This window comes from Priestia megaterium, from assembly GCF_023824195.1.
Lineage (GTDB): Bacteria > Bacillota > Bacilli > Bacillales > Bacillaceae_H > Priestia > Priestia megaterium_D.
In genome coordinates this window covers 4,379,235-4,398,441 of record NZ_CP085442.1, presented here as the reverse complement: position 1 = coordinate 4,398,441, position 19,207 = coordinate 4,379,235, and the positions used below count along the sequence as shown (strand labels likewise).

Annotated in this window: 25 protein-coding genes and 1 riboswitch; of the genes, 21 read left to right on the top strand and 4 right to left on the bottom strand. The window is 38.8% G+C overall.

What is annotated here, in order from left to right; all coding sequences use genetic code 11:
* The first annotated feature begins 42 nt into the window (after window positions 1-42).
* The 8 genes from rpmG (at window position 43) to LIS78_RS22805 (ending at window position 5,845) form a co-directional block, all read left to right on the top strand.
* Entirely contained in the window at window positions 43-192 is a 150-nt protein-coding gene (rpmG, locus tag LIS78_RS22840) for a 50S ribosomal protein L33 (RefSeq protein WP_013059189.1), read from the top strand.
* Window positions 193-238: 46 nt separating this feature from the next.
* Window positions 239-805, top strand: coding sequence for a 5-formyltetrahydrofolate cyclo-ligase (locus tag LIS78_RS22835; RefSeq protein ID WP_195781855.1), 567 nt, complete (start codon window positions 239-241; stop codon window positions 803-805).
* Window positions 792-1,589: a DUF92 domain-containing protein gene (locus LIS78_RS22830; protein ID WP_164796498.1), complete on the top strand. Its 798-nt coding sequence runs from the start codon at window positions 792-794 to the stop codon at window positions 1,587-1,589. The genes LIS78_RS22835 and LIS78_RS22830 overlap by 14 nt, the downstream gene beginning before the upstream one ends.
* 51 nt (window positions 1,590-1,640) lie before the next feature.
* Entirely contained in the window at window positions 1,641-1,817 is a 177-nt protein-coding gene (gene yqgO / locus LIS78_RS22825; protein ID WP_013059186.1) for a protein YqgO, read from the top strand.
* Window positions 1,818-1,951: 134 nt separating this feature from the next.
* Window positions 1,952-3,472, top strand: a complete 1,521-nt coding sequence (locus LIS78_RS22820) for a rhomboid family protein (protein ID WP_195781857.1) — start codon at window positions 1,952-1,954, stop codon at window positions 3,470-3,472.
* A 181-nt stretch (window positions 3,473-3,653) separates the two neighbouring features.
* Entirely contained in the window at window positions 3,654-3,860 is a 207-nt protein-coding gene (locus LIS78_RS22815; RefSeq protein WP_013059184.1) for a YqgQ family protein, read from the top strand.
* 2 nt (window positions 3,861-3,862) lie between these two features.
* Window positions 3,863-4,831: an ROK family glucokinase gene (locus LIS78_RS22810; RefSeq protein WP_252284392.1), complete on the top strand. Its 969-nt coding sequence runs from the start codon at window positions 3,863-3,865 to the stop codon at window positions 4,829-4,831.
* A gap of 111 nt (window positions 4,832-4,942) precedes the next feature.
* A complete protein-coding gene (locus LIS78_RS22805; protein WP_195781859.1) occupies window positions 4,943-5,845 on the top strand; it encodes a M14 family metallopeptidase in 903 nt (300 codons plus the stop codon).
* 35 nt (window positions 5,846-5,880) lie between these two features.
* Here LIS78_RS22805 and LIS78_RS22800 read toward each other — a convergent pair whose 3' ends face one another.
* Window positions 5,881-6,057, bottom strand: a complete 177-nt coding sequence (locus tag LIS78_RS22800) for a DUF2759 domain-containing protein (RefSeq protein ID WP_013059181.1) — start codon at window positions 6,055-6,057, stop codon at window positions 5,881-5,883.
* A 208-nt stretch (window positions 6,058-6,265) separates the two neighbouring features.
* Between LIS78_RS22800 and LIS78_RS22795 the strand changes: the two genes are divergently transcribed.
* Window positions 6,266-6,898 (top strand): MBL fold metallo-hydrolase, encoded by a 633-nt coding sequence (locus tag LIS78_RS22795; RefSeq protein WP_116073652.1) that lies wholly within the window; start codon window positions 6,266-6,268, stop codon window positions 6,896-6,898.
* 37 nt (window positions 6,899-6,935) lie between these two features.
* Here the strand turns inward: LIS78_RS22795 and LIS78_RS22790 are convergent, their stop codons facing one another.
* Window positions 6,936-7,172, bottom strand: coding sequence for a DUF2626 domain-containing protein (locus tag LIS78_RS22790; protein WP_013059179.1), 237 nt, complete (start codon window positions 7,170-7,172; stop codon window positions 6,936-6,938).
* A gap of 261 nt (window positions 7,173-7,433) precedes the next feature.
* Between LIS78_RS22790 and LIS78_RS22785 the strand changes: the two genes are divergently transcribed.
* The 9 genes from LIS78_RS22785 to LIS78_RS22745 all read left to right on the top strand — a co-directional run bounded on the left by LIS78_RS22785 (window position 7,434) and on the right by LIS78_RS22745 (window position 12,276).
* Window positions 7,434-7,817 (top strand): Spx/MgsR family RNA polymerase-binding regulatory protein, encoded by a 384-nt coding sequence (locus LIS78_RS22785; protein WP_013059178.1) that lies wholly within the window; start codon window positions 7,434-7,436, stop codon window positions 7,815-7,817.
* Window positions 7,818-8,087: 270 nt separating this feature from the next.
* Entirely contained in the window at window positions 8,088-9,140 is a 1,053-nt protein-coding gene (comGA, locus tag LIS78_RS22780; protein ID WP_116073650.1) for a competence type IV pilus ATPase ComGA, read from the top strand.
* Complete coding sequence (gene comGB / locus LIS78_RS22775; protein WP_209150663.1) at window positions 9,131-10,177, top strand: competence type IV pilus assembly protein ComGB; 1,047 nt, start codon at window positions 9,131-9,133, stop codon at window positions 10,175-10,177. Before comGA ends, comGB begins: the two co-directional genes overlap by 10 nt.
* 14 nt (window positions 10,178-10,191) lie before the next feature.
* Entirely contained in the window at window positions 10,192-10,503 is a 312-nt protein-coding gene (gene comGC / locus LIS78_RS22770; protein ID WP_252284391.1) for a competence type IV pilus major pilin ComGC, read from the top strand.
* Window positions 10,445-10,927 (top strand): competence type IV pilus minor pilin ComGD, encoded by a 483-nt coding sequence (comGD, locus tag LIS78_RS22765; RefSeq protein ID WP_252284390.1) that lies wholly within the window; start codon window positions 10,445-10,447, stop codon window positions 10,925-10,927. Before comGC ends, comGD begins: the two co-directional genes overlap by 59 nt.
* Window positions 10,911-11,249 carry a type II secretion system protein gene (locus tag LIS78_RS22760; protein ID WP_195781861.1) on the top strand — a complete coding sequence of 113 codons (339 nt, stop codon included), beginning with the start codon at window positions 10,911-10,913 and terminating at the stop codon, window positions 11,247-11,249. The genes comGD and LIS78_RS22760 overlap by 17 nt, the downstream gene beginning before the upstream one ends.
* On the top strand, window positions 11,246-11,683 hold the full coding sequence (gene comGF / locus LIS78_RS22755) for a competence type IV pilus minor pilin ComGF (RefSeq protein ID WP_195781862.1): 438 nt from the start codon (window positions 11,246-11,248) through the stop codon (window positions 11,681-11,683). Before LIS78_RS22760 ends, comGF begins: the two co-directional genes overlap by 4 nt.
* Window positions 11,673-12,047 carry a competence type IV pilus minor pilin ComGG gene (comGG, locus tag LIS78_RS22750; protein ID WP_195781863.1) on the top strand — a complete coding sequence of 125 codons (375 nt, stop codon included), beginning with the start codon at window positions 11,673-11,675 and terminating at the stop codon, window positions 12,045-12,047. The genes comGF and comGG overlap by 11 nt, the downstream gene beginning before the upstream one ends.
* A 43-nt stretch (window positions 12,048-12,090) precedes the next feature.
* The gene (locus LIS78_RS22745; protein WP_013059170.1) at window positions 12,091-12,276 is read left to right on the top strand and encodes a YqzE family protein; all 186 of its coding nucleotides are present in this window, start codon (window positions 12,091-12,093) and stop codon (window positions 12,274-12,276) included.
* A 24-nt stretch (window positions 12,277-12,300) separates the two neighbouring features.
* Here the strand turns inward: LIS78_RS22745 and LIS78_RS22740 are convergent, their stop codons facing one another.
* Together LIS78_RS22740 and LIS78_RS22735 are read right to left on the bottom strand one after the other, a co-directional pair.
* Window positions 12,301-13,125, bottom strand: a complete 825-nt coding sequence (locus LIS78_RS22740) for a YqhG family protein (RefSeq protein ID WP_195781864.1) — start codon at window positions 13,123-13,125, stop codon at window positions 12,301-12,303.
* Window positions 13,112-14,785: a DEAD/DEAH box helicase gene (locus tag LIS78_RS22735; RefSeq protein ID WP_252284389.1), complete on the bottom strand. Its 1,674-nt coding sequence runs from the start codon at window positions 14,783-14,785 to the stop codon at window positions 13,112-13,114. The genes LIS78_RS22740 and LIS78_RS22735 overlap by 14 nt, the downstream gene beginning before the upstream one ends.
* 180 nt (window positions 14,786-14,965) lie before the next feature.
* Window positions 14,966-15,058: riboswitch (glycine riboswitch) on the top strand.
* A gap of 209 nt (window positions 15,059-15,267) precedes the next feature.
* Between LIS78_RS22735 and gcvT the strand changes: the two genes are divergently transcribed.
* Genes gcvT through gcvPB form a run of 3 tightly spaced genes read left to right on the top strand, consistent with a single transcriptional unit; the run spans window position 15,268 to window position 19,206 of the window.
* Window positions 15,268-16,368 carry a glycine cleavage system aminomethyltransferase GcvT gene (gene gcvT / locus LIS78_RS22730; protein WP_195781865.1) on the top strand — a complete coding sequence of 367 codons (1,101 nt, stop codon included), beginning with the start codon at window positions 15,268-15,270 and terminating at the stop codon, window positions 16,366-16,368.
* Window positions 16,369-16,388: 20 nt separating this feature from the next.
* Window positions 16,389-17,735, top strand: a complete 1,347-nt coding sequence (gene gcvPA / locus LIS78_RS22725) for an aminomethyl-transferring glycine dehydrogenase subunit GcvPA (RefSeq protein ID WP_252284388.1) — start codon at window positions 16,389-16,391, stop codon at window positions 17,733-17,735.
* The gene (gene gcvPB, locus LIS78_RS22720) at window positions 17,728-19,206 is read left to right on the top strand and encodes an aminomethyl-transferring glycine dehydrogenase subunit GcvPB (protein WP_074677477.1); all 1,479 of its coding nucleotides are present in this window, start codon (window positions 17,728-17,730) and stop codon (window positions 19,204-19,206) included. Before gcvPA ends, gcvPB begins: the two co-directional genes overlap by 8 nt.
* The last annotated feature ends 1 nt before the right edge of the window (window position 19,207 follow it).

The following is a 19,207-nucleotide window of genomic DNA, read 5'->3' as shown; positions in this document are numbered from 1 at the left end:
TTAAAGTCTGATTTATGTTTATAATGTTTGGAGGGAAAATAGATGCGCGTAAACGTTACATTAGCTTGCACTGAAACTGGTGACCGTAATTACATTACAACTAAAAACAAGCGTAATAACCCAGATCGTCTTGAGTTAAAAAAATACAGCCCAAGACTTAAAAAAGTTACACTTCATCGTGAAACAAAGTAAGCAGTAGGAGTACAATCCTGCTGTTTTTTTTATAGGGGGAATTAAAATGAAATCTCATCTGCGCAAAGAGATGAAGCGCGTTCTTAATTTAATTTCTGAAGAGCAGCACGAGGCACATTCAACAAGCATAGCAAATGCACTGTATGAAACTTGTTTATGGAAAGAAGCTAGAGTCATTGCAGCTACGGTTTCAAGAAATAAAGAAGTTAATACGAAAGCCATCATTGAACGTGCTTGGAAAGATGGAAAGAAAGTAGCTGTTCCAAAATGCAACCCCACAACATCTCAAATGGTTTTCTACGAGATTACGAATTTTTCACAGCTTGAAACAGTGTACTACGGGTTAGCCGAACCAATTGTTGAAGAAACTGTTCCCGTTTCAAAATCTTCAATTGATTTACTCCTTGTGCCTGGCGTAGTATATAGCAAAAATGGATATCGTATCGGCTATGGAGGCGGCTATTACGATCGTTATCTAACAGATTATACCGGACAGAAGCTAAGCCTTGCGTTTGAATGTCAAGTCGTTTCAGAGGTCCCATATGAATCTCATGATATTCCCGTTGAATATATTTTGACAGAGAAGGAGCTTATTTGCTGTGAATCCGTTTGATGCTGTCATGATAATTGTAATATTACTCATGGCAGGAGCAGGCTACATAGCAAAAGCACTGACAGTATCGGGAGCCTGCATGTCTTTCATCGTAGGAGCGAGCGTTTATATTGGTTTTTCGCTTCAAGGTTTTTTACTCTTACTCTTATTTTTTAGCACTTCTACGTTGTGTAGTAAGTACAAAAAAGAAAAAAAACGCGCATTAGAAGAAAAGCTAGAGAAGCACGACAGGCGAGATTATATTCAAGTCCTTGCTAATGGGGGGGTAGCTGCTGCTTGCGGTTTGTTATATGCTGCAACAGCTTTTCCTGTTTACATGTGGATGTTTATGATCAGTATCTCAGCTGCCAATGCCGACACATGGGCATCTGAAATAGGGTCTCTTAGTAAGAAGCCGCCGTTTTACCTTTGGACATTAAAGAGAGTAGAAGCGGGTACCTCAGGAGCCGTTTCACTTTTAGGTACAGCAGCCGGAGCAGCCGGAGCTTTTCTTATCGCTGCCGCTTGTTATTTTGCTTTTCCATCCGTGTCGCTGAGTAGTATATTGCTAGTCGGGTGCTTTGGTTTTATTGGAAACGCTATAGACACTCTTCTTGGAGCAAGTGTGCAAGTTCGCTTTCGCTGTCAAAGCTGCGGTATTGAAACGGAACGGAAAGACCATTGCCGTAAACCAACGGTAAAAGAGAAAGGAATAACTTTCTTTAACAATGATGTTGTGAATCTTGCCGCTATTTTGCTTGCTGCTTTTACAGGCGGAATCCTTATCCTGCTTTTACCTATATAAGAGCATAAAATGTTCGTCATAGGAGCAAAGTAAACGTAAGGAGGCTTGAAAATGAGACATATTGTATTAGTACTTACGCTTTTAGTTGTTGGAACGCTGGGCTATCAAATGAGATACCGTGTTTTAAATTCGCTGTTTGGAAATTCATTTATCCGCAGTCTAGCTGTTCGTTCATTTTTTAATTTGCCGTTTGTTCGGGATCGTTTAATGAAGCAGGTCTTCCGCTAAGAGCGAAAGATACATAAAAAACACCTTACAGACCTGTAAGGTGTTTTTTTGTAGAAAAAGAAAAAGGGAAAATCGTTGCTTTTTTCCTGGCTTTCTGCCATCTTTACATATAGAGAGTGTGAGGAGGTGACTATTTGTCTAGGCAAGATTTTTATTATTTGCAGCTGGCACAGCAATTGCTTGGCCATTCTTCATATGAGTTGATTTCGATGAAAGCTGATGCTTCAGAGCTATGGTTTCAATCTTCGCATCGTAAAGATAAGTCAATTGTCCGCATAGTCCGCCGGAATTTTAAATCAGCCGTTGAGCAGCAAAAAGATGTATTGTATGCACTACAAAGAGCTGAGAATGTGCGAAAGCAGAGAGGTAAATCATCGCTTACTCTTAACACGATTTACTTTGCTGATTTTGATCCTTTTTATACAGAGCAGTCCTTAGAAAGTGCGCCAAGTCCCTCTAAAGTGAATAGTTACGTTGAACAACTAACGGCAGAGAAAGCAAGCGCTTATGAACCTCTATTCGAACGGCTGGGTCTTACATTAGAAAGAGCAGACAATTTCTCTTCCGAAGAAGAAGCACAGCGAATAGAACAGTGGAAACATAAAATTGTGCTTTTTGTGCAGAAAAAACAAAGCGAAGAACAGCAAATAGCTGGATACGGGAAGCCTATTTTTACATATATATTTTTAGCGCTGCAAATCTTAATGTTTCTATTTCTGGAGTGGAAGAGCAGTACACAAAATACGCTCACTCTGATTCAATACGGAGCTAAATACAACCCCTTAATTATGGAAGGCGAATGGTGGCGTTTTTTTACACCTATAATTTTGCATATAGGACTTCTGCATTTGCTTATGAATAGTGTAGCCCTGTATTATTTAGGAACGCTTGTAGAGAGGATATATGGCAGCGGGCGTTTTGTCTTTATTTATATATTTGCCGGGTTTGCAGGATCTCTAGGAAGTTTTATATGGAATACGTCTATTTCCGCAGGAGCCTCGGGGGCCATTTTCGGTTGCTTTGGAGCTTTACTGTTCATAGCAAGAACAAATCCACGCTTCTTTTTTCGAACAATGGGGTCGAGTTTCATTGTAATCATTGTGATTAACTTGATTTTTGGATTTGTTGCGCCGAACGTCGATAATGCAGGGCATATTGGCGGTTTGGTTGGCGGATTTTTAGCTGCGAGCATCGTCAGTTTACCGAAACAAAAAAAGCTGTATATTCAGATTCCGGCTTTCATTTGCACGCTTTTATTAGTAGGAAGTCTGCTTTTTTATGGATATCATGAGCGTTCTGTTTATCAAGATGAGCCCTATGCACTCAGCGTAGCCGCTACGTATCTTCAGCAGAAACAGTATGAAGAAGCAAAAGATGCCATTAAGCTTTTTGTTGAAAAAGGAACAGGAAATAGTACCGTGTATTTCGTCAGTGCTAGCGCAGAATTTTATCTTGAAAATTATAAAGAAGCTAAACAGCAATTGAATCAGGCTGTAAAGTATGATTCAACTTTTCATGAGGCGTATTACAATTTAGCTCTGGTGAATATGAAACTGAATGATATTCCAGCGGCCACACAAAATATCGATAAAGCAATTGCGCTTGAACCGCAAAATGAAAAATACGAAAAGCTGAAGCGACAGCTAGAAAATTAAAACTGTTGAATGACGAATTTAATATTTTATACTTTACTATTGTGAGAACGTTTACTAGAATATTAATATGTAGACCTAGCAGTGGGCGTTAAATACGGCCGCTGTTTATGACTGAATGACTGTTGAGTTATCTCAAAATAAATGAATCATATCACCTAAAAAATAGGATAAAGGTGACAGAATGAATACGTTATATGATGTACAACAATTATTAAAGTCCTTCGGCATTTTTATATACGTGGGCGATCGTATTGCTGATTTAGAGCTGATGGAAGCGGAAGTAAAAGAGTTATATCAGTCTAACTTGATTGATGTACGTGATTACCAAATGGCAATTCTTTTGCTTCGTCGAGAGTTAAAACAACAAAAAGAGAAAAAGGATGAATGAACATGGATGACAAATGGTTAGTTGGAGTTGATTTAGGCGGTACAACAATAAAAATGGCCTTTATTAATCATTATGGAGAAATCATTCACAAGTGGGAAATTAATACGGATGTGAGCGAGCAAGGCCGTAAAATTCCAACGGATATTGCAAAAGCAATTGATAAAAAGTTAAACGATCTTGGAGAAGTAAAATCAAGGTTAGTAGGAATTGGTATTGGTGCACCGGGGCCTGTCAACTTTGCAAACGGTTCGATTGAAGTAGCTGTCAATTTAGGTTGGGAAAAATTCCCTATAAAAGATATCTTGGAAGTAGAAACTTCTCTTCCTGTTGTGGTAGACAATGATGCAAACATTGCAGCCATTGGAGAAATGTGGAAGGGTGCTGGAGACGGAGCAAAAGATTTGTTTTGCGTTACGCTTGGCACAGGCGTTGGCGGTGGCGTCATTGCAAACGGTGAAATTGTACAAGGCGTAAATGGAGCCGCTGGTGAGATCGGGCACATTACTTCTATTCCTGAAGGTGGGGCACCGTGTAACTGCGGCAAAACCGGCTGTTTAGAAACAATTGCTTCAGCAACTGGAATTGTACGTTTAACAATGGAAGGATTAACGGAAACGGACAAACCAAGTGAGCTTCGCACAGTGTTAGAACAAAATGGACAAGTTACATCTAAAGATGTATTTGATGCAGCTCGTTCAAAAGACGAGTTAGCTATGCATGTTGTAGATAAAGTTGCCTTTCATTTAGGTCTAGCACTAGCAAACTCTGCTAATGCATTAAACCCTGAGAAGATCGTTCTAGGCGGCGGTGTGTCTCGTGCAGGCGAGGTATTACTTGCACCGGTAAGAGATTATTTCAAACGTTTTGCATTTCCTCGCGTAGCGCAAGGTGCTGAACTAGCAATCGCTACTTTAGGAAACGATGCGGGAATTATTGGAGGAGCTTGGTTAGTTAAATCTTATTTTGAATAATAAGCAAGAATCTAACTAAGATAAAAAAGCGCTTTGACATTTAGTCAAAGCGCTTTTTTATCATGCATCTTTTCAATCTTTACATATACATAGTGTAAAGGAGTGAAGATTATGCAAATTGTAGATATCCAAAAGCCCTACGATTACACGCGAACAATACAAGATATCCAAACACTTTTGACGTACTACCCCTATGGTTCTCTTGAATGGATAGGGTGCAGCGTGCTTGGAAAGCCGATTCCTCATATTTTAATTGGAAACGGAGAAAGAAAGGTTCATATTAATGCGTCTTTTCATGCCAATGAATGGATTACGACAAATGTTCTTCTACAGTTTATTGAAGATTATTTAGCTGCTCTTCATTATGACCAGGCGTTGAACGGACAGGACGCAAGAGCTCTTTTTAATCAAATTACGCTTTCTGCAGTTCCAATTGTTAATCCAGACGGAGTAGATCTGGTCTTAAAAGGTCCTGCTGTAAGTGAACCTTATGCGTCTTTTCTTTCTAAAATAGGGAGAGATTTTCCGGATTTTCAAAGCTGGAAAGCAAATATTCGGGGGGTGGATTTAAACAATCAGTTTCCGGCTTATTGGGAAATTGAAAAAAAGCGCAAAGAACCTAAAGCTCCGCATTATCGGGACTTTCCAGGCTACGAATCTCTGTCTGAACCTGAAGCGCAGGCAATGGTAAAACTCGTTGAGCGTCATGATTTTGATTGTGTGATTGCTTTACATACCCAAGGAGAAGAATTTTACTGGGGGTATATGAATGAAGAGCCGGAGGAAGCAGAGGAAATAGCCAGTTATTTTGAAAGGGTAAGCGGTTATAAAGCAGTCAAAACGATTGATAGTCACGCGGGATTTAAAGATTGGTTTATTTTAGAAAAGAAAAAGCTAGGGTTCACCTTAGAACTGGGGAAAGGAATTAATCCGCTGCCTTTATCTCAAATATCACGCGTATATAATCCGACCAAGGCTATTTTAGTTGCGGCAATGGAATATCTATCTATTTGAAAAGCCACGCAAAGCATATGCTTTGCGTGGCTTTTTTAATGATGTACCGCCGGATAACCGTGATGTATAATGGTCATCACGGTAAACCATCCGAATACACCGAATGTTAGTACCGAAAAACCAATGCCTAATATGTTTTTATTTCTAAAAGATGAAATAGCTGCAAATACGCCTAGCAATGTTGTTAGTGCAAAAATAATCATAAGACCCACTCGAAGAAACCTCCTTTAGGCAACTTAAAATTAAAGCGCTATCATTAGCTTATCCCTTTAATTGTAAAACTTTTCTAACCGTTTGTCGAGATGAAAACCAATCTTTCTTTCGCCTTATTAGCTTAGAAAGGTCCTTACTTTCATTTATAAGATGATGTGTGTATGATAATGCATATAACAGAAATAAATTTTACAAGGAGGATACATTATGAACTATCATCGTATACCGCTAGGACCTATTCAAACGAATTGTTATGTCGTTGCTAACGAAAAAAAAGAATGTTTAGTTTTTGACCCGGGAGCTCAGGGAAAACAGCTCGTTGAATTTCTAGAAAAACAAACGTATAAACCATTAGCTATTTTGCTGACACACGCTCATTTTGATCACATTGGAGGAGTAGATGAAGTGATGAATCACTACTCTATCCCGCTTTATGTACATAAAAATGAAAAAGAATGGCTTCATAATAGTGATTTAAACGGGTCAAAATTTTTTGATTTAGGAGAAATTACGGCTCCAGATGCAACCGATATTATTTCAGCTGAAGGCAATTTAACAATTGGTTCTTTCCAATTTGAGGTGTACGAAACGCCTGGCCATTCTCCTGGCAGCGTTTCATATTATTTCAAACCGGGTAACTTTGTAGTATCTGGTGACGCGCTTTTTGCAGGCGGCATTGGACGCACAGATTTACCTGGAGGCAATCAAGCTCAGCTGTTAGAAAGCATCGAATCGAAATTGCTGTCCCTTCCAGAAGATACGCTTGTACTAAGCGGTCACGGACCTGAAACAACTGTGGGACACGAAATGGATCAAAATCCTTTTCTAAATGGTTTTTAAGAATACAAAAAGCGATGGAAGCCCATCGCTTTTCTCTTTACTGTCCTGGTGTCATCATAAAAGTTGACCAGTACGTGAACCCTACAAAAAAGACGGTCAAATATGCTCCGAAAACGTAAATGTACATTCTTTCAGACAGCTTTAAATAACTAAGAATTACAAAAAAGCCTGTTTGAGCTAAAAAGAGTAAAGAAGTCTTATGCATGTGACCGAGGTAAAACATTACAGTGAAAATTGCTGTCCAGAACCCCATTACACGGTACATTCGTTCCACGTCCATTTCCTCCTTTATCAAACTTAGTTAGTGTCATGATGAATGTCATCGCTGTGTAAGCACTAGAAAGCACTTATGAAACTATATCGATACTTTTCCATTATAATACATCCTTTCTTTCCTGAAAACGCTATCTTTTCCTTGAAATACGACAGAAGAAAAAAAGTTATACAAAACATATGCAAAATACTATACAAAGGTTATACAAAACGTGTACAATGTATATAAACAACCTATAACTAAAAAGCGGGAGGGTTTCATATGGAAGAAATTAAATTTTATACGTACCCGAGCTGTACATCTTGTCGTAAAACGAAAAAATGGCTAGTGAAGGAAGATGTAAATTTTAAAGAGCGTCATTTATTTAGAGAAACACCTACTCATAAAGAAATGCTTGAACTTCTTTCTATGACAACAGAAGGGATGGATGAACTTCTTGCTAAAAGAAGTCAAGAATATAAAAAGTTAAATGTTGATGTGGATAGCATGACGTTATCAGAAGTGGTCAATCTATTAATTGAGCATCCTCGTTTGCTTCGCCGACCAATTTTAACAGATGGCAAAAAGCTTGTAGTAGGCTATAACGAATCCGCACTTAAAAATTTAGTCAAGAAAAAAACAAGTCTTGCGTCTCTAGTTGTGTAAGCGTACATGATGAAGAAGCTCAATTCAGTAAATAACGAATAAAACGACAGCGTAGAGTTTTACATCACGTTGTCTTTTTTTTATGTAGTCGCTTAGAGGTGTACAGAAGTTGTACATCGTGTACAAGGACTGAAGTGAAGAAAAGAAGCGTATACTAAAAAAATTATAAAAAATGAAAAAAGAAGAAGGAAAATCTCGAAAAAGGTCGAAATTACTGTTTCTAGATGTTTTAACAATCATCTTTATTACAAATAAAGGAGTGATGATCGTTTGACCGAAATTGAACAGTTTGCTACTTACGTTATACGAGATGCATGTGAGTGCCGAAGTTCTGATGTGCATATTGTGCCCCGAAAGAAAGATGCTGTGATTCAGCTGCGAATTGACCAGGAGCTTATTTTAAAGAGGGTTATTTCAAAGGAAATGTCTGAACGGCTCATTTCGCATTTTAAATTTTTAGGGGGAATGGATATTGGCGAGCGCAGAAAACCTCAAAATGGTGCATTGACCACTTCCATTGATCACTATCAAGTAAATTTGCGTTTATCAACTCTTCCTACTTCTCATGATGAAAGTCTTGTTATTCGGCTTTTGCCTCATCAACAATCTACATCTCTCAAACATTTATCTCTTTTTCCTGAACATACTAAAAAGCTTATTTCTCTCTTGAAATTCTCTCATGGATTAATTATTTTTACCGGTCCTACAGGATCAGGTAAAACCACTACTCTATATACTCTTTTACACGAAGTAAAGCACCTTTTTAATCGAAATGTTATTACACTAGAAGATCCTATTGAAAAACCGAGTGAAACCGTGCTTCAAGTGCAGGTAAATGAACGGGCGGGGATTACGTACACGACTGGTTTAAAAGCTATATTGCGCCATGATCCAGACATTATCATGGTGGGAGAAATAAGAGATAGTGAGACTGCCAAAATTGCTGTGAGAGCAGCGCTTACCGGACACTTGGTTTTGACAACGATGCATACTAAAGATACAAAAGGATCTTTGTACAGGCTGCTTGAGTTTGGCGTTAGCTTTCAAGAAATGGAACAGACTCTTGTAGCAGTAGCTGCACAGCGCCTTGTAGAAATTCGCTGTCCGCTGTGTTCCGGAAAATGCCACCCCGCTTGTAAAAAAATGAGGAAGCATCGTCAGTCTAGCATATACGAATTGCTTTATGGCAAGGAGCTTAGCGCAGTGATGAGAGAAGTGAAAGGAGAAAATGCGGATTATGATTATAAGACGCTCCGAGATGTTATTCTAAAAGGAATTGCGCTAGGCTATTTATATCCGCATTCGCTAGACGGATGGGGGTAAAGACAGATAGACAAAAAAGGTGGTCTCTGGCTCAGCAAGCGAAAATTCTTAAGCAGGTCTCTAAGCTCTTAGAAAAAGGCTACACTCTTTCTCAAGCTCTTTCGTTTTTGACGTTTCAAGTATCTAACAAAGAAAAAACGGATATTGAAAAATGTCTTGAGCAGTTAAAACGAGGAGAATCTTTGCACGATGCTTTTGTTAAACTTCAGTTTCACCGTGATATTTTAAGCTATTTATATTTTGCGGAACAGCATGGAAACCTTCAATTTGCTTTAAAAGAAAGTAGCTCAATGATTGAAGAAAAAGTAAGGCATCGTAAAAAATTTCAAAAGCTTGTTCAATATCCCGTATTGCTACTGCTGTTTATTCTTTCCATTTTATTTGTTTTAAGTACGGTTTTACTTCCACAGTTTGAAGCTCTGTACTTATCCTTTGGAAACAAGCAGTCTTCGTTTATCCTCTTATTTATGCAGGCGATGTCGTTCTTTCCTTTTATGTTACCTGCAGTCATCAGTATGCCAATCATCCTTTATTTGTTTTATGTGATTTACATTAAAAAATTGCCTCCAGTAGTTCAAATGCAGCTTTTTATGAGAGTTCCCGTTATCCGAACGTTCACACGGCTATTTAACTCGTACTTTTTTTCTGTTCATATGAGCAATTTACTAAACGGTGGTTTATCTATTTATGAATGCTTTGCTCTTTTTCAAAAGCAAGAGCATCATCCGTTTTTTCAAGTGGAAGCTTTTGCTTTTACAGATCAACTTTCCTCAGGAATGCGATTAGATCATATCGTTTCAGGTAAATCTCATTATGAAAAAGACTTGGCTCAAGTTATTGTGCATGGCCAGCAGAACGGTGAGCTTTCTCAAGAGCTGTATGATTACAGTCTATTTATGATGGAAAGAATGGAACAATTTATTTTTCGTATTTTAAAATATGTACAGCCGCTTACATTTTTATTCATCGGAATTGTCATTCTGCTTATGTATATGTCCGTTATGCTTCCGATGTTAGAAGTGATGTCGAGCTTGTAGAAAGGTGAAAGAATATGATTCTAAGAGGTAATAAAGGATTTACCCTTATTGAAATGCTCATTGTTATGCTCGTTATTACCGTGCTTTTGCTCATTATGATTCCAAATGTATTAAAGCATAATACGGTTATTAACAACAAAGGCTGCTCAGCTCTTGTCAAAACCGTAGAGGCTGAGGTACAAGTATATGAACTTGAAAATGGCGAAAAACCAAGTCTAGAAGAGCTTGAAGTAGGAGGCTACTTAAAAGAAGGCACCGTATGTCCAAATGGCCAAGCTATTCAAATTGACGGTACCGGAAAGGTTACAGCTAGTGGTTCTTCTTAAGCAAAAAGGATTTACCCTCATTGAGATGCTGATGGTTTTATTTATTGTGCAAGTGATGATGTTTTCCATTATCGTAACCATTCGGCCGGTTGTGGAATATTACAAGATCACATTATTTTTGCGACAGCTGCAAAGCGACACGTTTTATGTGCAGCAGACAGCCATGAACAGAGAATCTCCAATTAAAATTAACTTCGCACCGAAGGGAACAGAATATATTGTTTCTGATTCTCGTGCCGTTCTTTATAAGCGCGCCTATGACTCCACCATTCATATCACGTTTGGAAGCGGCAATTCCACGATACAATACAACAAAAACGGCAATATTTCTCAATCGAAGACCATTTTTATCAGCAATCAAAAATTTAAATATAAAGTTACTTTTCAAATAGGTAGAGGGCGTTTTTATGTGGACAAGATGTAAGGGTCAGAAGGGCTACACCTTGTTAGAAATGCTTGTTTCATTTAGCATGCTTTTACTCCTAACCGGTACAATTATTCCTTTGTATGTTCAGATGAAGGAAGCAGAAAAGAAGCAATATGTTTCGTATCAAGCTGATGCTATCTTGCACGAAGAGCTATTGAAATATAAATATGAAGCAGGATATAAACGGCGAGAAAAAATCGTAAAAGAAAACGTTGCGTTTTATCTGAAGTGGAACGGAGAAAGTGCTCAAAAGCTTTGTGTAGAATGGACAGATTCCGCTGAGAAAATGAAAAAGAAGTGTGATGTGATGTTGAAGTGAAAAGGGAAAAAGGCTTTACGCTTGTAGAGATGTTAGTCAGTTTTACTCTTTTTTTAATCATTGTTTCATTTTTCCCCATTATCATTCCGCTAGCTAAGCAAACATATAATCCGGACTTTAGTATGAATGAAATGGAGTGGGAAATTTTTGTGAATCAACTTGCTATGGAATATCGAGAAGCAAAAGAAGTGGGAATTCATGCGACTACGCTTACGTTGAAAATGGAAAATAATCAGATCATCACTTATGAACGCTACGAAGACAAGATAAGAAGACGAGTGGATGCAAGCGGTCATGAAGTTGTGCTACAGCATATTAAGAATATTATGTATGAACAGCAAAAAGAAAGGCTTTTGATTCGTTCAACAGACGGTGTTAACAAAGTTAGAGAAGAAACCATTACGACGTTTTTGATGCTTGCTTATGAAACATAATGAGCAAGGATTTATTCTCCCGGTTGTTTTGGCATTTTGTGCGCTTTTTCTTCTGTTAGTAGCTCAGCAAACCACTTATTTTGTGACGAAAAGTTCATTTTATCAAGAAGTAGAGCAGAAAAATCGTCTGCAGCATCTTTTAGAAAACGCGGTTGTACATGTAAAAAAAGAAATAAAAGAACATAATAAATCTCCATTTGCATCTTTAGTATTAGAAACTGGTACGATTTCATACGAAGTAGTAAGTGAAGATGAACAGATGATTATTCTAAAAATAAAGTGTCAAACAGTGCAAGGAAGAGCATTGACGGAAACGGCATATATTCAAAAAAGAGATCAGCACATTGTGAAGTGGACGGATTAAGTCTCTTTCTCTCCGGATATAATAGTGCTGAGGAGATGATTATATGAAAACGAATGATTATGTAAAATATATGACTCAGCAATTCGTACAATATATGGATCAGCCGAAAGAAGAGAGGAAAACGAAAAAGATTCAAAAAAAAGAAGAGCGAGCACCTTTTGCAAACAGATGGTTTGGAATGATTCCGCTGTCGTTTATGCTTTGGTACCGAAAGAAAAAAGAAAGATGAGCATATCAAATGCTCATCTTTTTTTTAACCGGCTTGTGTTTTATTAAATTGACGAGACATCGTTTCAGGCGATATGTAAAATAAGCCACCGTTTATAAACTTAAATAATATAGTCGGTTCGTACAGTTCTTGAAGAGCTGTTTTTTCGGTCATATATATTTCTGGCAGTTCTTCTGCCGTTTCGTAAAAATGATCGAGAAGTGCTAGGTCTTCATACCATCTCTCCTGCGCTTTTTCCGCCCATTCGGTTGGCTGAGCTTTAACATAGTCAGTTACATATGATGTGAGTCGTGCAATCGCACTTTTCGGCTTAATAAAAGGTGAGAGAGTAAAGCAATAGTCCGAGATTTTAGATGACAAATTTTGATTAATGATTAATTCATGAAATGATTCAACGATTTGTCCGTTGATTAAATTAATGCCAAGCGACAAAAGCTCATCTTTTTTACGATCGCATTTGTACGAGACTTTAATATTTAACGCAAGCCAAGGGTGTAAAGGCTGATTTGTTGGCTGAGCTGATGCAACTTGTTCATACAAGTGAATAAACCCGCCTAGTTTTTGAGTAGAAGCGAAAATTTGGTGCAGCCTAGGTGAACCAAAATGAATTCGTTCTCCTTGAACGGAATCGTCTTCAAATGCTGGGTCTGTAATGAAAGTGAGCGAAGCAGGAGTTGCCTCTCCTCCCGTCTTTTCAATATAGTGCCAATAAAATGGACGATTCATCAATTCTTTATCGAGTTCAATCGTTAATTGAACCGTCAGGTAAGACGGTGTTTCTGTGACAATAAAACAATTATTAGCTAGAAAATAACGCTTTAAAAATTGATGAATATCAGTTTGCTGCATGCTGATCCTCCTCGCTGTCTTCGTATTGAATAATAGACGTCAAGTTCTCCATTTTGATTTTTATTTCTCCTTCACTCCGTGAATGAAATAAAATATCCTGAATATGCTCTTCGATATTTTTTAAATCAAGCTTTGTTAAAATATCATCTAACTCTCCAACAACTCGTTCAAAAAGGTTTATTTTTTCGTATAACAATTTTAAAATATGTTCTTCGACCGTATGTTGAATGGCTAAATTGTAAATGTGAACATCATGTTTTTGACCTAAACGATGGACCCTTCCAATTCGCTGTTCTAGACGCATTGGATTCCACGGTAGATCATAGTTAATGATATGATGACAAAACTGAAGGTTGATTCCTTCTCCGCCCGCTTCAGTGGCAATAAATACTTGCGCGTGGCTTTCAAAAAGCTGCTTCATCCAGTCTTTTTTACCTCGCTTAAATCCTCCTCTAAACGGTACAGAGGTAATTCCATGCTGTTTTAAATACCACTGTAGATACAGTTGAGTCGCTCTGTACTCAGTGAAAATAATGACTTTGTCATCAATTTTTTGAACGAGCTCCAGCGCTTTTTCTGCTTTTGCATTTTGCGGCACTTGCTGAAGTAGTTCCATTAACGGAGTAATCATATGTTCCGTTAATGCGCTGTTTTGATCTTCCTGACGTTCCAGCATGTTTTTTAATGTCATATACACCGCTTCACGGCTGCTGCAGGCTTCTCGCTGCAGGGTTAAAATTGAAAAAGCGCTTGAAGGGTGCAGTCCGTTTCCTTTAAAAGACGTAATCGCATCGTATAGCTCGCGTTCTTTTGGCGAGAATTCAACAGGAATGGTTTGAACAATTCGCTTCGTCCATTCGATACCCGTATCGTGGCGGCGATTTCGAATCATAACTTTGTTAACAAGCTCTTTTAAGTGTTCATCGTTTTGCAAAGAGCGTTTTTTAGCGGAAAATAATTCTTCGAAATAGTCTTTATTGCCGAGATGGCCAGGCTTTAAAAGAGAGACTAAGTTAAAAATTTCTTCAATTCGATTTTGAATCGGTGTTGCGGTTAGCAACAGACAAAATTTCTTTTTCAGACTTTGCACAAATTCATAGTTTTTTGTTTTGTTGTTTTTAAGTTTATGAGCTTCATCAATGATGATGAGGTCGTAGTCTTGTTCTAGCACAATTTCTCGATGAGGAGAACGTTTTGCTGTATCAATTGAAGACACAACGATATCACACTGATCCCACACATATGATTTTCTTTGAGGGACTGCGGGAATATAAAATTTTTGATTCAATTCCATAGCCCATTGCGAAACAAGCGAAGCCGGAACTAAAATGAGAACTTTTTTAACAAGTCCGCGAATCATATATTCCTTCAAAATTAACCCTGCTTCAATCGTTTTCCCCAGTCCTACTTCATCTGCTAAAATGGCTTTCCCATTCATTGTTTCAACTACTTGTTTGGCTACTTCGAGCTGATGGGGAAGCGGCGTTAAATCGGCTAGATGTTTTGGGCTTTGTAGTCCTTCAAATTCTGAGATAAGCGTTTGGTCTTCTATTTCATAGGCAAGTTTATACAAATCCCATGCAGACCAAGGGCCGTCTTGCTCCAATTTGGTTGAGAAGGCCGCCTCCCATGTTTCATCGATGTTTAATTTCACTTTCATGATAAAAATGCTCCTTTGTAAAAAATTTTTATTGAACAAATGATAAGAATCAGGTAGGATAAAAATATATTTAGAAAATTTGAAAAAGAAAATAGATTAGCACTTTACAAATGATTGTGTGAATAAAGATAGATACATCTTTCAGTAGTATGCCCAACTTTACCAACTTTATAGAAGCGAATGACGACACGGGGAGAGACTACTTGAATGTAGCGCCGAAGGAGCAAGCAATAAAATTGTGAATCTCTCAGGCAAAAAGACTCTTGTTTGACGCAGCTCTGGAGAGTGTCTATGCGTTTATAGACCACCCACGAGGCAAACCTATTTATAGGTAAACTTTCAGGTGAAAAGGACAGAGACTTCCTACTAAATACAGTAGGGGGTTTTCTGTCCTTTTTTGTTTGGATACATAGTGATCCCCACACTATTTGAAAACTCCCCGTTATGAAAAGTTTCACATGAAAAAAGAGGAGGACATAAATATGACAACAGAATTACACAAAACACCGCTTTATGATACCTATCAAAAATATGGTGCCAAAACAATTGATTTTGGCGGATGGGCTCTTCCCGTTCAATTTTCTTCTATTAAAGAAGAGCATGAAGCTGTACGTACAAAGGCAGGTCTTTTTGATGTCTCTCATATGGGAGAAATTCTTGTAACAGGAGCTGATAGCTTAGCCTTTCTTCAGCACACGATGACAAATGACGTTTCTACCCTTGTAGACGGAAAAGCTCAGTATACAGCTATGTGTTACGAAGACGGAGGCACGGTAGATGATTTGCTGATTTATAAAAAAGCAGATCAACAGTATTTGCTAGTCGTAAACGCTGCTAATATTCAAAAAGACTATGAGTGGCTAGTGTCTCACAAACAAGGAGATGTAACGCTTGTTAATCAGTCTGATGAAATTGCGCAGCTAGCTTTACAAGGTCCTTTAGCAGAAAAAGTTCTACAAACTTTAACGAACGAAAACTTATCTTTGTTAAAGCCATTTACATTTGCTGATGATGTAGAAGTAGCGAATGTAAAAGCTCTTGTTTCACGTACTGGATATACCGGAGAAGATGGTTTTGAAATTTACTGTTCTTCTGCTGACGCCTCTCACTTGTGGACGGCTATTTTAGAAGCAGGCAGTGATGAAGGTGTGTTGCCTTGCGGATTAGGTGCTCGCGATACGCTTCGTTTTGAAGCTACTTTGGCTTTATATGGTCAAGAGCTCTCAAAAGATATTACGCCAATTGAAGCCCGAATTGGATTTGCAGTAAAAACGAACAAAGACAGCTTTATTGGAAAAGAAGTGCTAAAAGAACAGCGTGAAAGCGGAGCCCCTCGTAAGTTAGTGGGAATTGAAATGATTGATAAAGGTATACCAAGACACGGTTACGAAGTATTTGCAGATGAAGAGCAAATTGGGTTTGTGACAACAGGGACACAGTCACCTACACTAAAGAAAAACATCGGTTTAGCGCTATTATCAGCAGAGTATTCAGAACTTGGTCAAGAAGTGGAAGTGCAGGTTCGAAAAAAACGCTTAAAAGCAAAAGTGGTTTCAACACCTTTTTATAAACGTTCAAAGTAAGCTTTGGGGAGGAATTTAACATGTTACATCGCTATTTACCAATGACAGAACAAGATGAGCAGCAAATGTTAGCAGCAATTGGTGTTTCATCTGTTGATGATTTATTTTCAGATATTCCGCAGCGAGTTCGTTTTCAAGGAGAATACAATATTAAAAAAGCTGCTTCAGAGCCTCAGCTGTTAAAAGAATTAAATAATATGGCTGCTAAAAATGCTCATTTAAAAGACTACGCTTCTTTTTTAGGAGCAGGGGTTTATGATCATTACATGCCGGTGATTGTTGATCATGTTATTTCTCGTTCGGAATTTTATACGGCCTATACTCCGTATCAGCCAGAAATTTCTCAAGGAGAACTTCAGGCCATCTTTGAATTTCAAACGATGATTTGTGAGTTAACGGGAATGGATGTGGCCAATTCTTCTATGTACGACGGAGGAACTGCTTTAGCAGAAGCCGCTATGCTTAGTGCGGGGCAAACGAAAAAGAAGAAAGTACTTGTCTCTGCGGCTGTTCATCCTGAGTCAAAAGATGTGTTAAAAACGTATGCGAAGGGTCAATACATTGAAGTGGTAGAAATCCCTGCAGCAGACGGAGTAACAGATATGATTGCATTAGAAAAAGAGATGGAGAGTGACGTGGCAGCTGTTATTGTCCAGTATCCAAATTTCTACGGACAAATCGAGCCGTTAAAAGAAATTGAAGAAATTACCCATCAAGAAAAATGTATGTTTGTTGTTTCAAGCAATCCTTTATCATTAGGTTTACTTACGCCTCCTGGAGAATTCGGAGCTGATATTGTCATTGGAGATGCACAGCCATTTGGTATTCCAAGTCAATTTGGAGGCCCGCACTGCGGATACTTTGCAACTACGTCTAAGCTTATGCGAAAAATCCCAGGACGATTAGTAGGGCAAACGGTGGATGAAAACGGTAAGCGAGGGTTTGTTTTAACCCTTCAAGCCCGTGAACAGCATATACGCCGTGATAAAGCGACGTCTAACATTTGTTCAAATCAAGCGTTAAATGCTTTAGCAGCATCAGTTGCAATGACAGCTTTAGGCAAGCAAGGTGTAAAAGAAATGGCGCTGCAAAACTTATCAAAAACGCATTATGCATATGAAGCGTTAAAGGCAAAAGGGGTAAATGTAGCATTTGAAGGACCGTTTTTTAACGAATTAGTCGTGAAGCTTCCTGTTTCGGTAACAGAAGCAAACAATCATTTATTAGCATCAAAAATAATTGGCGGTTACGATCTTAGCCGTGATAACCAAGCGCTTGAAAATCACATGCTGCTTGCTTTTACAGAGCTCCGTACAAAAGAGGAAATTGACCAACTTGTAAATGAATTGGGGGATCTTCATGCTTAATCAAAATCAATCACTTATTTTTGAAAGCAGTAAAGAAGGGCGAATCGGCTATTCATTGCCGGAGTTAGATGTGCCGCAAGTAAATGCTGAAGAACTGCTTGGAAAAGCGTATGTGCGTACCGAAGCTCCTGAGCTTCCTGAAGTATCAGAACTTGATATTATGCGTCATTACACCGCGCTTTCAAAACGAAATCACGGAGTGGACTCAGGGTTTTATCCGCTTGGTTCATGTACGATGAAATATAATCCAAAAGTGAATGAACAAGCAGCACGCATTGCTGGGTTTGCGCATATTCATCCGCTTCAAGATGAGCAAACGGTTCAAGGTGCACTCGAACTTTTATATGATTTACAAGAGCATTTAACAGAAATTACAGGAATGGATGAAGTAACACTTCAGCCAGCAGCAGGTGCTCATGGCGAGTGGACCGGGCTTATGATGATTCGTGCCTATCATGAAGCAAATGGTGAGACGCAGCGAACAAAAGTCATTGTTCCAGACTCAGCTCACGGAACGAACCCGGCTTCGGCAACAGTTGCGGGATTTGAAACGGTAACGGTAAAATCAAACGAACATGGTTTAGTGGACTTAGAGGATTTACGCCGCGTAGTGGGAGAAGATACAGCCGCTTTAATGTTAACAAACCCAAATACGCTAGGGTTATTTGAAGAAGATATTTTAGAAATGGCTGAAATTGTTCACGCAGCAGGTGGAAAGCTTTATTATGATGGTGCAAATTTAAACGCAGTATTAAGTAAAGCTCGCCCTGGAGATATGGGGTTTGACGTTGTTCATTTAAACCTTCATAAAACGTTTACAGGCCCTCATGGAGGAGGCGGTCCTGGTTCTGGTCCGGTAGGGGTAAAAGCAGATTTAATTCCGTATTTGCCTAAACCAGTGCTTGTGAAAACAGAACAAGGCTATCACTTTGACTATAACCGTCCTCAGTCAATTGGACGCGTAAAGCCGTTTTATGGCAACTTCGGTATCAACGTTCGCGCTTATACGTATATTCGTTCAATGGGTCCAGACGGCTTAAAAGCCGTGACGGAAAACGCTGTGCTAAATGCCAACTATATGATGCGTCGTTTAGCAGAACACTATGAGCTGCCGTTTGACCGTCACTGTAAGCACGAATTTGTTTTATCAGGAAAACGTCAGAAAAAGCTTGGCGTGCGCACATTGGATATCGCGAAACGACTGCTTGACTTTGGCTATCATCCGCCGACTATCTACTTCCCGCTTATCGTAGAAGAGTGCATGATGATCGAACCAACGGAAACGGAGTCGAAAGAAACGCTAGATGCGTTTATTGATGCGATGATTCAAATTGCAAAAGAAGCAGAAGAAACGCCTGAAGTCGTACAGGAAGCTCCGCATACAACGGTTGTGAAGCGCCTTGACGAAACGCTGGCAGCGAGAAAGCCAGTTCTTCGCTACCAGAAAGAACAGGCTGTTCAAAACGTCTAAC